Origin of the sequence: Vibrio azureus (genome assembly GCF_002849855.1) — a bacterium.
Classification (GTDB): Bacteria; Pseudomonadota; Gammaproteobacteria; order Enterobacterales; family Vibrionaceae; genus Vibrio; species Vibrio azureus.
Genome location: NZ_CP018617.1, coordinates 1208396 through 1222996, shown reverse-complemented (window position 1 = coordinate 1222996; position 14601 = coordinate 1208396). Strand labels below are relative to the sequence as shown.

The following is a 14601-nucleotide window of genomic DNA, read 5'->3' as shown; positions in this document are numbered from 1 at the left end:
CACTCATACCAGTATGCTTTTTGTTGTTTAGCCTAGATAAAAAATGAATATGCTGAAGTGAGTAATACCGGCGACTAAGAAGCCAATTTGGCGCTGTTTTCAAACGATGTATTAATAAAACAAGAAGTCTCATCCTATGCCTGCTTTAGATTCTCATACCGACAAAGAAACACACCTTAAAGAAACAGATGAGTTAGTTTCTACAACTGATCTTAAAGGCGTTATTACTTATTGTAACGATGCATTTTGTGACGTTGCAGAATATACCAAAGAGGAAATGTTAGGTCAGCACCATAATCTTGTGAGGCACCATGACATGCCGAAAGCGGCTTTTGCTGATATGTGGGCACATTTAAAGCAAGGTAAAGCATGGCGTGGGATCGTGAAAAACAAAACTAAATCCGGGGGTTATTACTGGGTAGACGCCTATGTTACCCCAATTTATGAATCGCATCAGATCGTGGGTTACCAGTCTGTACGGGTCAAACCAAAGCAAGTATGGGTAAATGCGGCACAGAAAGCTTACCGAAATCTTTTGAAAGCGGAAAAAAGGCCTTATACCAAACGTTGGAAGAGTAAAGATAATCTACGTTATCTCACTCTTTTCGCTGCATTAATTGCACCACCTTTAAGTCTTGGCTTGACACTTGACGGGCCATTGGCGTGGCTTGCTGCATTGCTTCCGATAGGAACGCTTGCAGCTCTATTTCGTCATGAACTTATTGATACCCCCTTGCAGTTTAAGAAGTTGCAATCTCAATACGATAGCATCAGTCGTTTGGTTTATTCAGGGGATAAGCCATTTTCGATTGCTGATTATCATATAAAGTTGCTTTCTGCTCGAATTCGTACAGTGTTAGGCCGGATGACAGACTCTGCTTTGCCATTACAAGATTGTGCTGAGGAGCTGAGTCAGACCACAACCGAAGCTTCCATTGCACTTAATCAACAAAATAAAAACATCAAACAAGTTCGTGATGCGGCTGAGTCGATGCAAATCTCGGCAAATTCGGTTTCATCGAGTACTCATGATGCGCACCTATTGATTGATGACACACTAAAGTCTTGCCTCGTGGCTAAAGAAACCATTGACCAAACACATACCAACTTAACGCAATTGAGCCAACAAGCTGAGCAAGCTACGGAAACGACATATCAACTGAGTGATCAAGCGCAAAAGGTAAGTCATCTCATGGAAGAGATCGCTGGTATTGCCGATCAAACCAATTTATTGGCATTAAATGCGGCAATAGAAGCGGCCAGAGCGGGTGAACAAGGACGTGGCTTTGCCGTTGTAGCTGACGAAGTAAGAGCGCTTTCTGGCAGAACGTCTAGTGCAACGGAACAAATTCATTCTTCTCTTGAAGCAATGCTGAATACGATTCAAAGTTGGCAAAAAGAGATCCTCGCCAATAAAGAGCAAACGGATACATGTTCAAAAGTGGCTGAAGAAAGCACTCGGCGTTTATCTGAGGTAGAAGAAATGATGCAAAGTATGAGCGGGTTAATGGTCGACGTAGCAGATTCTGCAGATAAACAGCTTCAGTTGTCTAGTGACGTGAATCAACATATCCACTCTATTGCCTCCACTGCTGAGCAAAATCTTGCAGCGACGAACTCCGTCGAGCAAAACAGCAGACAATTAAAAGAACAAGTGCAAGACTTTTATCAACTCGCTAATCAATTTGAGGAGAAGTGATTTGGAGAAAAGTGACTTGAACACAAGCGAGGCTAACGTCATCACGAGTTTGCTATAACAAAAAAGCCCCGCATTCATGACGGGGCTTTTTTTTGTTTCTTGTCAAAAGCCATCAGACAGGCAGTAGAAGAAACTAATAATCAGTGATTAAGCAAGCAGTTCGTTTGCTGTATTCACGACGTTTTCTACCGTAAAACCAAACATTTCAAACAGCTGATTTGCCGGCGCAGATTCACCAAATGTCGTCATGCCAATGATGCGACCGTCAAAGCCTACGTACTTGTACCAGAAGTCAGCGATACCCGCTTCGATTGCGATACGAGCGGTGACGTCTGATGGTAGTACAGATTCACGGTAAGCAGCATCTTGCTTGTCGAATGCATCAGTAGATGGCATTGAAACAACGCGTACTTTCTTACCTTCAGTGGTAAGTTGCTCAGCTGCTTTCATTGCGAGTTCAACTTCAGAACCTGTCGCGATTAGGATCAGCTCTGGCTTGCCGTCACTGTCTTTCAGGATGTATGCACCTTTCGCGATGTCAGCGACTTGCTCTGCTGTACGTGCTTGTTGCGCTAGGTTTTGACGAGAGAAAATCAGTGCCGTTGGTGCGTCTTTACGTTCAATCGCCAGTTTCCATGCTACTGCAGACTCAACTTGGTCACATGGACGCCATGTACTCATGTTTGGAGTAAGACGCAGAGAGGCCATTTGCTCAACCGGTTGGTGAGTTGGGCCATCTTCGCCAAGACCGATAGAGTCGTGCGTGTACACCTGGATGTTCTGAATTTTCATCAGAGCCGCCATGCGCATTGCATTACGAGCGTACTCCATGAACATTAGGAATGTAGCGCCGTAAGGCACGAAACCGCCGTGTAGCGCGATACCGTTCATGATCGCGGTCATACCGAATTCACGTACACCATAGTGGATGTAGTTACCAGAGAAGTCGTTTGCTTCTAGAGATTTAGAGCCAGACCACATGGTTAGGTTAGACGGCGCTAGGTCAGCAGAGCCGCCCATGAATTCCGGAAGCATTTGACCAAACGCTTCTAGTGCGTTTTGAGAAGCTTTACGTGATGCGATGTTTGCAGGGTTTGCTTGAAGGTCAACAATGATTTGGTTTGCTTTTGCTTCCCATTCAGCAGGCAGTTCACCGTTTACGCGGCGTTTGAATTCAGCGGCCAGCTCAGGGTATGCTGCTTCATAAGCTGCAAGTTTCTCGTTCCACGAAGCTTCCTTAGCTGCGCCTGCTTCTTTTGCTGACCATTCTGCGTAGACTTCCTGCGGAATTTCAAAAGGACCGTGTTCCCAACCTAGTTCTTTACGTGTCGCTGCAATTTCTTCAGCACCGAGTGGCGCACCGTGACAGTCGTGTGAACCCGATTTGTTTGGAGAACCAAAACCGATGATCGTTTTAGTACAGATAAGCGTAGGGCGTGGGTCTGCTTTTGCAGCAATGATAGCAGCGTTAATTGCTTCAGGATCGTGACCATCTACCGCTGGAATGACGTGCCAACCATAAGCTTCAAAACGTTTAGGTGTGTCATCAGAGAACCAACCTTCAACGTGACCGTCGATAGAGATGCCGTTGTCATCCCAGAATGCGATCAGTTTGCCAAGGCCTAGTGTACCTGCAAGAGAGCAAGCCTCGTGCGAAATACCTTCCATCAAGCAGCCATCACCCATGAAAGCATAAGTAAAGTGATTAACAATCTCGTGGCCTTCTTTGTTGAACTGAGCGGCTAGTGCTTTCTCAGCCATTGCCATACCCACTGCGTTAGTGATGCCTTGACCGAGAGGGCCCGTTGTTGTTTCGATACCAGGCGCGTAGCCGTATTCTGGGTGACCTGGGGTCTTCGAATGAAGCTGGCGGAAGTTCTTAAGATCGTCGATAGAAAGCTCGTAGCCTGCAAGGTGCAGTAGAGAATAGATCAGCATAGAGCCATGACCGTTAGACAGTACAAAACGGTCGCGGTCAGCCCATTCCGGATTTGATGGGTTGTGATTCAGGTGAGAACGCCAAAGAACTTCAGCGATGTCAGCCATGCCCATAGGTGCACCTGGGTGGCCAGAGTTTGCTTGTTGTACACCGTCCATGCTTAGTGCACGAATAGCATTAGCTAGATTTTTGCGGTCCATAATAACTACCAGTCTTTCAATATTGTAATTGGAAATTGAAAGGGGAACGCCAACGTTCCCCTTGATTAATTCTGTGAAATTACAGCTTTGCTGCGATCATGTCTTCTAGTTTACCTTGGTCAATAGCGAAGTTACGGATACCTTCAGCTAGTTTTTCAACAGCCATTGCATCTTGGTTATGATCCCATAGGAATTCAGCGTGAGTCATTGCTGCTGGGCGCTCTTTCGCACCTTTAGAGTCAACCAGCTTCTCAACGACTTCACCTTCTGCTGCTTCCAATTCAGCAAGTAAAGCTGGAGCGATAGTGAGACGGTCACAACCTGCAAGTTCTAGAATTTCGCCGATGTTACGGAAGCTTGCGCCCATCACTACCGTGTTGTAGCCGTACTCTTTGTAGTAGTTGTAGATACTTGTTACAGAGATTACGCCTGGATCTTCTTGAGCTTCGAAGTCACGACCTTCTCTCGCTTTATACCAGTCCATGATACGACCAACGAATGGAGAGATTAAGAATACGCCAGCTTCAGCACAAGCACGAGCCTGAGCAAAAGAGAATAGAAGGGTTAGATTACAGTTGATGCCTTCTTTTTCGAGGATCTCTGCAGCGCGGATACCTTCCCAAGTAGAAGCCAGTTTGATTAGGATGCGGTCGTTAGTGATGCCTGCGTCGTTGTACATTTTTACTAGCTGGCGTGCTTTCGCTACGCTGCCTTCCGTATCATAAGATAGACGAGCGTCTACTTCTGTTGAGATACGACCAGGAATCGTTTTTAGAATCTCTTTACCGATGTTTACTGCAAGCATGTCACAAGTGTCTTGAACTTGTTGTGCTTTATCGTTGCTTTGTGCTTTTGCGTATTCAATAGAAGCGTCGATTAGAGGAGCGTACTCTTCAATTTGAGCCGCTTTTAGGATAAGAGATGGGTTCGTTGTCGCATCTTCTGGTTGGTATTTTTTGATTGCGTCAATTTCGCCAGTGTCTGCGACGACTGTGGTTAGTTTACGAAGTTGCTCTAACTTGTTGCTCATAATCGTTCATCCTATTTAAAGAGTGGCTCACTTTGCCACGGCTTATTTGTTTCTAGGCCAGCTTGCTTTATTTAAGCTCGCTGTTCAAAAAGCGAATACTCAATCATTTCTGAACAATTGCTCAGTAGCTGAGTAAATGATGTATCCATATTTATCTTATCTATAAGGAAAGTCAATCATGGAAAACGATTTAAACGAAACTTTATCAACGTTTTTTTATGAGGTGTGAATTAAATATCAAAGTAATCGTTTACTTTAGAGATGAAGTTGCAAAGGGTGCTATTGTGAGAAACGAAATTTAACTGAGCAAATGTTCTTGATGTGAGCAAAAGTTACGGCTAAATTAATGAATATTTGTTGATTGATTGCGCAAAATTTGACTGCAAAAAGTCAGCAGACCCTAGGTGCATGAGCATTTTGCTTTAATGCAGACTTATAGAAGAGTATGGCATGAGTCATTCAAATCAAGAAATTACTGTTGAGAGTACAGAGTTACTGACCGAAATGTCTATCGCTTATTATCAGGATGGCGCAACTCAAGAAGAGATTTCGAAAAAATTTGCGATATCACGGGCAAAAGTTGGTCGAATGCTAAAGCAGGCGCGTGATGAGGGCATTGTTGAAATTACGGTGAAATACCATCCGGTCTTCAGTGCTAAAATTGAGCAACGCTTGATTGAACGTTTTGGTGTAAAACGAGCTTTGGTAGCACTGGATCAACCTAACGAAGATGCACAGCGCTTACAAGTCTCCGGCCTTGTCTCGAATTATTTAACAAGCTCACTGAAAAATGGCATGGTAGTGGCGGTTGGGCAGGGAAGGAATGTCTCCTCAGTGGCTCATCATATCGGTGTGATCACCCCAAGGGATTGTAAATTTGTTTGTGGTATTGGAGGAATTCACCCTCGTGGTGGTAAGTACAATGCCGATCATATCTGTCGGCAATTTGCCAAGAAATATGGTGGTAGCTCTGAAACACTTTATGCGCCTGCTTATGCGGAAAATCTTGAGCAAAAAATGGCTTTTATGCAAAATGCAACGGTTAAACAAACCTTAGATTTAGCCCGCAAAGCCGATATTGCCCTCGTAGGGGTGGGTGATATGAATGAAAATAGCTACATGGTTGACCTTGGATGGTTTACACCAGAAGAAGTCGTCCAGTCCCGTTTAACTCAAGGAGTAATAGGAGACTTCGCGGGGTATGACTTTTTTGACATTCATGGCAGAGTGGCTAATACAGTGATGAGTGATCGAGTGATTGGCTTGGGCATCGAAGAGTTTAGGCCAATTGCCGAGGTGATTGCTATTGCTGCCGAAAACAGTAAGCCTTTAGCACTATTAGGTGCTTTACGTACAGGTGTGATTGATGTCATCGCGACAAGCGTGAGTAATGCTTTGACGGTGCTTAATCTTGATGAGCAAATGCAAGCGAAGAGTGATTTATTTACAAGCTAGAGCTTCTTTGTCTCAATGTACTTTAAGAGTTGCTTACTGTACCCAAGCAGCTCAACTATGCCGTCTCGTTGAGTACAGCATCTTGAGCTTACTTAGGTCTTGATATGACTTAGGTATCGATATGATCTAGGTATTGAGATAATTGCGAGGTTAATCCTTTACTTCAAGTGATTAACCTTTTATTTCAAGAGCTTAATACTTTATTTCAGGCGCTTAACCTTTTATCTTAGGCCATTAGCCCTTCTCTATTGGGAAGGTATCATTGGAGCCCCATTCTGTCCAGGAACCGTCATAGACAGACAGCTTTTCTATGCCCAGTTGATACGCTGCGAGAAGTAAAATACATGCGGTCACACCAGAGCCACAGCTAAAAATAGTCGGCTTAGTTTGCTTGAGGTTAAGTGCATCGAAAAAGGGCTTAAGTTCACTGTTGTCTTTAATCTTTCCATTTGAAATCAGTTCTTGGAAAGGCTGGCAACATGAATGGGGGATATGACCACTTCTAAGCCCTTTTCTGGGTTCTGCAACTTGTCCAAGGAAGCGAGGCTTAGCTCTAGCATCAACAATATTAGCGCTTATATTGTCAACATGGCTGAGAACCGTTTGTGCATCTACAAAAGCGGTTGGGTCTAATTTGCCACAGAAGTCCCCTGTTGATTGTGACTCTGTGATGGATGAGTGCGTCGGTAAACCAGCTGCAATCCAAGCTGGCAGCCCTCCATTAAGAACATGAACTTTCTTATGGCCCATCGCCTTAAGCATCCACCAAGCTCTAGGAGAGGCGAGAGTGCCTGAATTGTCGTAGACCACAAGAATATCATCATGATTAAGACCTAATTGCTGAGCTTGTTCATTAAAATCATTTTCCGTTGGCATCATATGAGGCAGAGGAGAATTAGGCTGGCAAAATACGTTGTCATAATCAAAACGAAGTGTTCCTGGAATCCAGCAATCTTGTATTTTCGTGGTTTCTGAGGGTATTTGGAAAGCAATACTGGCATCCAAGCACTTTACATTACTATGTCCAATTATTGACTGTAACTCATCGACGGAAATAAGAGCGCTCATAATGTTTTCCTTTCTTTTTAATAAATAGTTTGCTTATTGAACGGTTGCTGAGTGAATGATTTTTTGTTCTAACGTTTTGATTCGATTAAACAGCCCTGAAAGTCGTCAGTTTGCCGATGGTATTGGCGGCTTACAGTGTAAAAAAGTGAATGAAGGTTCAATAAAAGGACGACGAACTTGAGAAAACGTTACTAGGAAGCTTTCAGGACAGTTAGCGGTGACCGGAACGAGCACACGCCTTTGTCCAATAGATTCAAAGTGTACCGTTAAATAACGCCTTTGACCATCGAGTGATTGAGTTAAGGTATTATTGATCACAAAAGCTGATATTGGGGTGCTTTTTCCTAGTGAGGCATAGTAAAAAAGTAAACCCGCAATAATGACCGTGAATAAGAAAGCAGAAAGGTATTTCTTGGGTGTGTTCATGATAAATGTCGTTAGAGCGCTTTTGTCGTTGATGAGTGAGCTTATCCCCCCAAGTGACCTCAAGGTGCTTGATTCAGAGCGAGGTCACTTGAGTATAAATATTAATTGGGTATGTACGAGTGGCAAATAAAAATCGCATGCTTTGTGAGGCATGCGATTTATTTAGTCGTTGTAACAAATGTACTATGCTAGGTGCATTCTACATCACAACGCTTGAATTACCCGCAGAGATAACTTTTTGAATAGGATCTGACCCATCGTAAAACCAAATCTCTACCAGCATTTCCCCTTGATTGTCAGAAATGGTGTAATCAAAGTTTGCCACTCCATCGCTCAAAGGAACAGAAGCAACTTTGGAAGCATAGTTCGCCACATAACCTGCATTGTCGTCATTAGTAAACGATTTGTAGAGACTTAAGTGAGCTCGCTGCGTTGTTAAACCGCTAATATCAACTTCTAAAGAGCTCTCTGTTACAGGATTAAAGTTAAAGTCATCTGGTACAACCAAATCTGTCATGGTGACTTCTGGTTGAGCTTCCGGTGTTACACTGATCGGCGGTGTGGAAGAGCCAGAGCTCCCACCATCTCCACCACAAGCGGTTAACACTAATCCCATTAATATCGTGAATAGAATTTTCATACTCTTCTCTCCCTATGGAATGTAGCATTTAGCTGTTGTTGGTGATTCATGCCAGTTTGTACTTTGAACACCACCTGATTCAGCCCATGTTTTGAATTCTGGATAGGCTACGACCATGTCTACACGCTCTAAAGGCCACTTCCAATCTTCGACAATTAATAGAGCCCATGGCAGATAGGTTGCTGTTTTAAAGTAGTTATTCGTACCACTGTTACTTGCATCCAGCCCTATGCCGAATAGGCTAGTATCGAATTGTTCGGTTGGTGCTTGACCAGGTAAATGTACTTCCCATTTACGACCAGGTTGGAAAGAAATGCCTTCACCGTGGTATTCGTCTGGTGTTGCAAAGATGAATGGGTCGTATGGCTTAGTTTGAAGTCCAGAACGGTCAGAGTCTTCAGTAAAGTAGATATTAAGAGTAAAGTTAAGGGCAATGCTGTCGGTACAACCTGACTCTGTTCGGAAATAGTCACAGCTGCTTGAAGCAAAGTCACTCAAGTTATCATCAATGATGAAGATCGCTTCATTAGAAATGGCTTCTAGCCCGCTTGTTGCTTGTTCGACACCATTAATGGAGAGCGTTGTTAGCCCCGTTTCAATAATGCTCTTATCTATGCCAGGAAGACGAATCGCAAACCCGTTTTTGTAACTAGCACCATAGGCAGCTAAATCACCGGTGATTTGGATGTTTTCAATATGACTGGCAAGAAGCATCTCGGTGATACGGAACTTGACGACAACGTCATTCATATCGTAATCGACGGTGTACGGCCAGTTATCTTCAAATGCAACCGTAGCGAAGCTGTTTGCACTTGGGAAGTACTCAATGGAGTAACCGTTATTTGTGATCGTAATTGGGTGATCCTCTACTTCACCAGAAGTTGAACCGCCATTGTAGCTTAACCCTGTTTCTTGGCTAAAGCGGAAACGGCTCCAACTTGCGCCTGCTGTTGCAGATGTAGAGACCACAAATGGCATTACATTGGTGCCTGCGCTGAGAAGTTCATCGGTAAAGACTTGTTCACCAGGATCTAAAAAATCGCCGTCTCGGTTCCAGTCAAACCAAGCAGATAGATAGCCTGTGGTTGATGCATTGACGGTGATGACAGAACTCAAACCAGGGTCAAGGGCGGAAACAAAGCCTACGCCATCTTCGTCGGCATTACCTGAAAGGTTGTCATCTGCTTGCCCATCAGGGTCACCATCTGCTGGACTGGAACCAAGAAACGTAATGCCATTAAGCTCATGACGCGGGCCATTTGAAGAGATAAGAGTGTCGTAAGAGTCAGGTGCATCACCAAAATCAATATTTGAGCTGCTTGCAACTAAAGGTGCAGTAGCACATCGAGCGCCGTCGTTACTCCCTGAAGCAGGACCAGTGGCAAAGTAGGTGCCAGCAATATCAGAAAAATCACCAGGAGTACTTAGGTTGACACGATATATATCACCCGTATTGTTGCTCGCAGCGTACAAGTAACCCGCACCATCAAAATATAGAGCCCCGAATACATCACCACCTAGACCAGTATGACCTCTGTTCGTCTTGCTGCCGTTTGATAATTGGTATTCATATAGGATACCTGTATTGTTATCAATACCGTACATCACCCCAGTAATAGGATGTATAGCAATATCAGCGTGAGAGGCTTTTGTTGAATTGTAGCTTTTTACCGTCACTATCGATAGAGATGCAGAAGGATCAGAAGCGAGAGGGGCGAGAGCAATTTTGAAGATACCCTTCGAGGATTTGTACAAATAAAGGTGGTTGTTATATACGTCCCCAGCTGAGAAATTGTAGTTGGGATGATTACTGACGTTTAGAACCTCTGCTTGAAAGTCACTTCCCATACGAAGGAAGCGAAGGTGCTCACCATCATTACCATATATGTAGCCGTCAGATTGATTGAAACCCGCAGCATTGAACTTTGAATCGCCAAGGCCTATGTTAGCAGCAACTTCAGAATAGGTACCCGTTACTAAGTTGACTGCATTTACCGAAGCTGGCTGGCCCTGAATCAGGTATGCTTCGCTAGGGCAAGTTGAAAAAGGTGTCGCATTGAGTGCTGAACTTGCCATCAGCATTCCGAGCACACCAACTGAGGTAGGCAGATGTTTCATAAGTGAGTCCTGTTGTGTGGATAGTAAGGCAAGACATGAAAAAAACATGCCAGATATAAGCTACTGTTTTATAAGTTATTATATTTTTAACCCTTGTATGATTCTTTTTTTGATATTCAAAAAGCGAGAGGTTTTAGTGCTGGTTTCACAAGGTGATATTTCATTACTACAAAAAAATCTTTTTTTCGTTGATCTAACCTTTTAGATCTTTCGTAAATTAGGTTGGAGTTATTTTTTTGTTTCTCTAACTTTTAATATTCACAATTTTATGATGGTTATTTTAAGTGCTTGTATACTTAAATATAAATTTCACCTAAAATCAATTTTGTTACTATAAGTCGATTCTAACTCTCATTTATTGTCAGAATCTATATTTTAACCCCTTGTTTTAAACATAATGAGATAATAAGCATTTTTAATTCTACTGCTATTAAAGACATTAAATTGACTTTAAAATCAGACATTCGTTAAGTTTATACTTAAAAATTTTTCATCTACTTTCCATTTATTACTCTTCTTACTAGATTGAATTAACGATAAGAGGAGCTGAATTATTATGGAAAAAAACCTTCCCCTGATTATAAATGGACGCGTGTTATCTGACTTTGATGATTATTATCAATTGAAGTTTAATGATGCGTCTGTGAAATTGCCTAGCTTAGAATCTATTGATGTTTCAGAGATATTTAGTTCTGGAAGTAATATATCTAAAAGTGTCAATGAAATAATCAATTTTATTTACACAGTTGGTCAGCGTTGGAAAAATGAAGAGTACTCTAGAAGAAGAGCTTATATTCGTTCCCTTATCACCTTTTTAGGTTATTCACCTCAAATGGCGAAATTAGAAGCGAACTGGATTGCAATGCTTCTTTGTTCGAAAAGTGCGCTATACGATATTATAGAAACCGAGCTAGGTTCAACCCATATTCAAGATGAATGGTATCCACAAGGTGAATGTTACGTAAAAGCTTTTCCAAAAGGGCGTTTATTACATTTACTGGCTGGAAATGTTCCATTAGCTGGTGTCACCTCAATATTAAGAGGTATCTTGACAAAAAATCAGAATATTATTCGTGTTTCAGCGTCTGATCCATTTACGGCTCATGCTTTAGCAATGAGCTTTATTGATGTCGACGCACATCATCCGATTTCCCGCTCTCTATCTGTTATGTACTGGCCTCATGAGGGAGAAGCATTAAAGGCAAAAGAAATCATTAGTCAAGTGGATGTTGTAGCTGCTTGGGGTGGAGAATCGGCGATTGAGTGGGCAGTAAAACATGCTCCGGCTCATATTGATATCTTGAAATTTGGACCGAAGAAAAGCTTCACTGTACTGGATGACCCGCAGGATTTGGAGGCGGCGGCATCTGGTGTTGCTCACGATGTTTGCTTTTACGATCAAAGTGCTTGTTTCTCTACGCAGAATATTTATTTTTCTGGTGAAAAATATGAGGAGTTTAAGGTTAAGTTGATCGAAAAACTCAATCTGTATGAAGAAATTCTACCTAAGAAAAAACAAAGCTTCGATGATGATGCACTCTTCTCATTTACTCGACTAGAGTGCCAATTTTCAGGTTTAAATGTTTTATCTAATATAAAAAACAAATGGATGGTTATTGAATCCAACCCTGGCGTGGAAATCAATCAGCCATTGAGTCGATGTGTTTATATACACAAGATTGAAGAGGTTAAAGATGTGCTGAGTTTTATAGAGAAACATAAAACTCAAACTATTTCTTTCTTCCCTTGGGAATCTTCTAAAAAATATCGAGATTTGTTTGGTGAAAAAGGAGTGGAAAGAATTGTTGAATCTGGAATGAATAATATATTTAGGGTTGGTGGCGCGCATGATGCAATGCGTCCATTACAACGTTTAGTTCGATTTGTATCTCATGAAAGACCATATACCTTTACCACTAAGGATGTATCCGTAGAAATAGAGCAAACTCGTTTTCTGGAAGAAGATAAATTCTTGGTTTTTGTCCCTTAAATAAGGAAGTTTAAAATGAACAATCAATGCAGGACTATCAATCATGTTTTATATGTTGATGGTGGTCAGGAAATTCATATTTGGGAAACACCACCTAAAGATAAAACGCCACCAAGAAATAGTACAATTTTAATTGCTTCAGGGTTTGCTCGAAGAATGGATCATTTTGCAGGGCTAGCAGAATATTTATCCGAAAATGGCTTCCATGTTTTTCGTTATGACTCATTGCACCATGTAGGTTTGAGCTCAGGCACTATTGATGAATTCACGATGACGACAGGTAAGAAGAGTCTGTGCACCGTTTATCAATGGATCAAGCATCTAGGTGCACCCAATATTGGCTTAATTGCCGCGAGCCTTTCTGCTCGAGTCGCTTATGAGGTCGTCGCTGATCTTGATTTGTCTTTTCTAATCACGGCGGTCGGCGTAGTGAATTTACGCGATACCTTGGGAAAAGCACTGGGTTTTGATTACCTCAGCCTACCGATTAACGAGTTACCTGATGATCTCGATTTTGAAGGTCATAAGCTTGGTGCAGAAGTTTTTGTTCGAGACTGTTTTGAACAAAACTGGGACACCTTAGATACAACGCTACAAAGAGTTCAAAGCACTTCTGTCCCGTTGATTGCTTTTACTGCAAATAATGATGATTGGGTTAAGCAAGAAGAAGTGTATGAGATGTTATCCAACATAAGTAGTGGTAACTGCAAACTTTATTCTTTGCTCGGCAGTTCTCATGACTTAGGAGAAAACTTAGTTGTTCTGAGAAACTTCTATCAATCTGTAACGAAAGCAGCGATCGCTATGGACAATGGCAGTTTAGAGATCGCCGTGGACTTGGTAGAGCCAGACTTTGAGCAACTTACCATCGCGACGGTGAATGAACGCCGTCTTAAAGCTGAAATTGAAAATCGAGCGCCTGAAATGGCTTAGTTCTCATTGCTACACCAACAATTAAGGAAAGACTATGAAATTTGGAAACTTCCTTCTCACTTATCAACCACCTGAGTTATCTCAGTCAGAAGTGATGAAGAGAATGGTTAACATTGGCAAAGCATCAGAAGAATGTGGCTTTGATACTGTTTGGCTATTGGAACACCACTTTACGGAGTTTGGCTTACTAGGAAACCCCTATGTTGCTGCTGCGAACTTACTTGGTGCAACCAAAACTCTGAATGTTGGTACTGCTGCCATTGTTTTACCAACGGCTCATCCGGTAAGGCAAGCAGAGGACGTCAATCTATTAGACCAAATGTCTAAAGGGCGCTTTATGTTTGGTATTTGTCGTGGCCTGTACAACAAAGATTTCCGAGTCTTTGGTACGGACATGAGCAACAGCCGAGCATTGATGGATTGTTGGTACGACCTCATGACAGAAGGCTTCAAAGAAGGTTACATGTCTTCTGATAGTGAGCACATCAAGTTTCCTAAAGTTCAATTAAACCCGAGTTCATACACCAAAGGCGGCGCACCTGTTTATGTTGTGGCAGAGTCTGCGTCTACCACTGAATGGGCTGCAGAGCGTGGTTTACCGATGATCTTAAGCTGGATCATTAATGCGACTGAAAAGAAAGCTCAGCTTGATCTTTATAATGAAGTTGCTGCTGAAAATGGTCATGACTACACCAAAGTGGACCACTGCTTATCCTATATCACGTCAGTTGATGCAGATTCCAATAAAGCGAAAGAGAAATGCCGCGCTTTCCTTGCGCACTGGTATGACTCTTATGTGAATGCGACAACAATTTTTGATGATTCCAACCAGATACAAGGTTATGACTTTAACAAAGGCCAGTGGCGAGACTTTGTTCTAAAAGGGCACAAAGACACCAACCGTCGTATCGACTACAGCTATGAAATCAACCCAGTTGGCACGCCTGAGGAGTGTATTGAAATTATCCAAAAAGATATTGATATTACAGGGATTAGCAATATTTGCTGTGGCTTTGAAGCAAATGGCTCTGAAGAAGAAATCATCGCATGTATGAAGCGATTCGAGTCGGATGTAATGCCATATCTCAAAGAGAAGCAGTAAT

11 protein-coding genes are annotated in these 14601 nt (G+C 42.4%); 5 read left to right on the top strand and 6 right to left on the bottom strand.

The window, feature by feature from the left end:
- Positions 1-136: 136 nt before the first annotated feature.
- Complete coding sequence (locus BS333_RS19225) at positions 137-1699, top strand: methyl-accepting chemotaxis protein (protein WP_021711425.1); 1563 nt, start codon at positions 137-139, stop codon at positions 1697-1699.
- Between the two features lie 147 nt (positions 1700-1846).
- Here BS333_RS19225 and tkt read toward each other — a convergent pair whose 3' ends face one another.
- Positions 1847-3838, bottom strand: coding sequence for a transketolase (gene tkt / locus BS333_RS19220; RefSeq protein WP_101903958.1), 1992 nt, complete (start codon positions 3836-3838; stop codon positions 1847-1849).
- 79 nt (positions 3839-3917) lie between these two features.
- On the bottom strand, positions 3918-4868 hold the full coding sequence (gene tal, locus BS333_RS19215) for a transaldolase (protein WP_021711231.1): 951 nt from the start codon (positions 4866-4868) through the stop codon (positions 3918-3920).
- Between the two features lie 450 nt (positions 4869-5318).
- Between tal and BS333_RS19210 the strand changes: the two genes are divergently transcribed.
- Complete coding sequence (locus tag BS333_RS19210; RefSeq protein WP_021711230.1) at positions 5319-6323, top strand: sugar-binding transcriptional regulator; 1005 nt, start codon at positions 5319-5321, stop codon at positions 6321-6323.
- Between the two features lie 234 nt (positions 6324-6557).
- Here the strand turns inward: BS333_RS19210 and BS333_RS19205 are convergent, their stop codons facing one another.
- The 4 genes from BS333_RS19205 to BS333_RS19190 form a co-directional block, all read right to left on the bottom strand.
- A complete protein-coding gene (locus BS333_RS19205) occupies positions 6558-7391 on the bottom strand; it encodes a sulfurtransferase (RefSeq protein ID WP_021711229.1) in 834 nt (277 codons plus the stop codon).
- Positions 7392-7496: 105 nt separating this feature from the next.
- Complete coding sequence (locus tag BS333_RS19200) at positions 7497-7817, bottom strand: hypothetical protein (RefSeq protein ID WP_021711228.1); 321 nt, start codon at positions 7815-7817, stop codon at positions 7497-7499.
- 199 nt (positions 7818-8016) lie between these two features.
- Positions 8017-8457 carry a hypothetical protein gene (locus BS333_RS19195; RefSeq protein ID WP_021711227.1) on the bottom strand — a complete coding sequence of 147 codons (441 nt, stop codon included), beginning with the start codon at positions 8455-8457 and terminating at the stop codon, positions 8017-8019.
- A gap of 12 nt (positions 8458-8469) precedes the next feature.
- On the bottom strand, positions 8470-10575 hold the full coding sequence (locus BS333_RS19190) for an LruC domain-containing protein (RefSeq protein ID WP_021711226.1): 2106 nt from the start codon (positions 10573-10575) through the stop codon (positions 8470-8472).
- Positions 10576-11131: 556 nt separating this feature from the next.
- Here BS333_RS19190 and luxC point away from each other — a divergent pair.
- From luxC to luxA, 3 genes are read left to right on the top strand one after another with little or no spacing between them, the layout of a single operon-like run.
- Positions 11132-12565, top strand: coding sequence for a long-chain-fatty-acyl-CoA reductase LuxC (luxC, locus tag BS333_RS19185; RefSeq protein WP_021711225.1), 1434 nt, complete (start codon positions 11132-11134; stop codon positions 12563-12565).
- 15 nt (positions 12566-12580) lie between these two features.
- A complete protein-coding gene (locus tag BS333_RS19180) occupies positions 12581-13498 on the top strand; it encodes an acyl transferase (protein ID WP_021711224.1) in 918 nt (305 codons plus the stop codon).
- Between the two features lie 34 nt (positions 13499-13532).
- Entirely contained in the window at positions 13533-14600 is a 1068-nt protein-coding gene (luxA, locus tag BS333_RS19175) for a luciferase subunit alpha (protein ID WP_021711223.1), read from the top strand.
- Position 14601 lies beyond the last annotated feature (1 nt).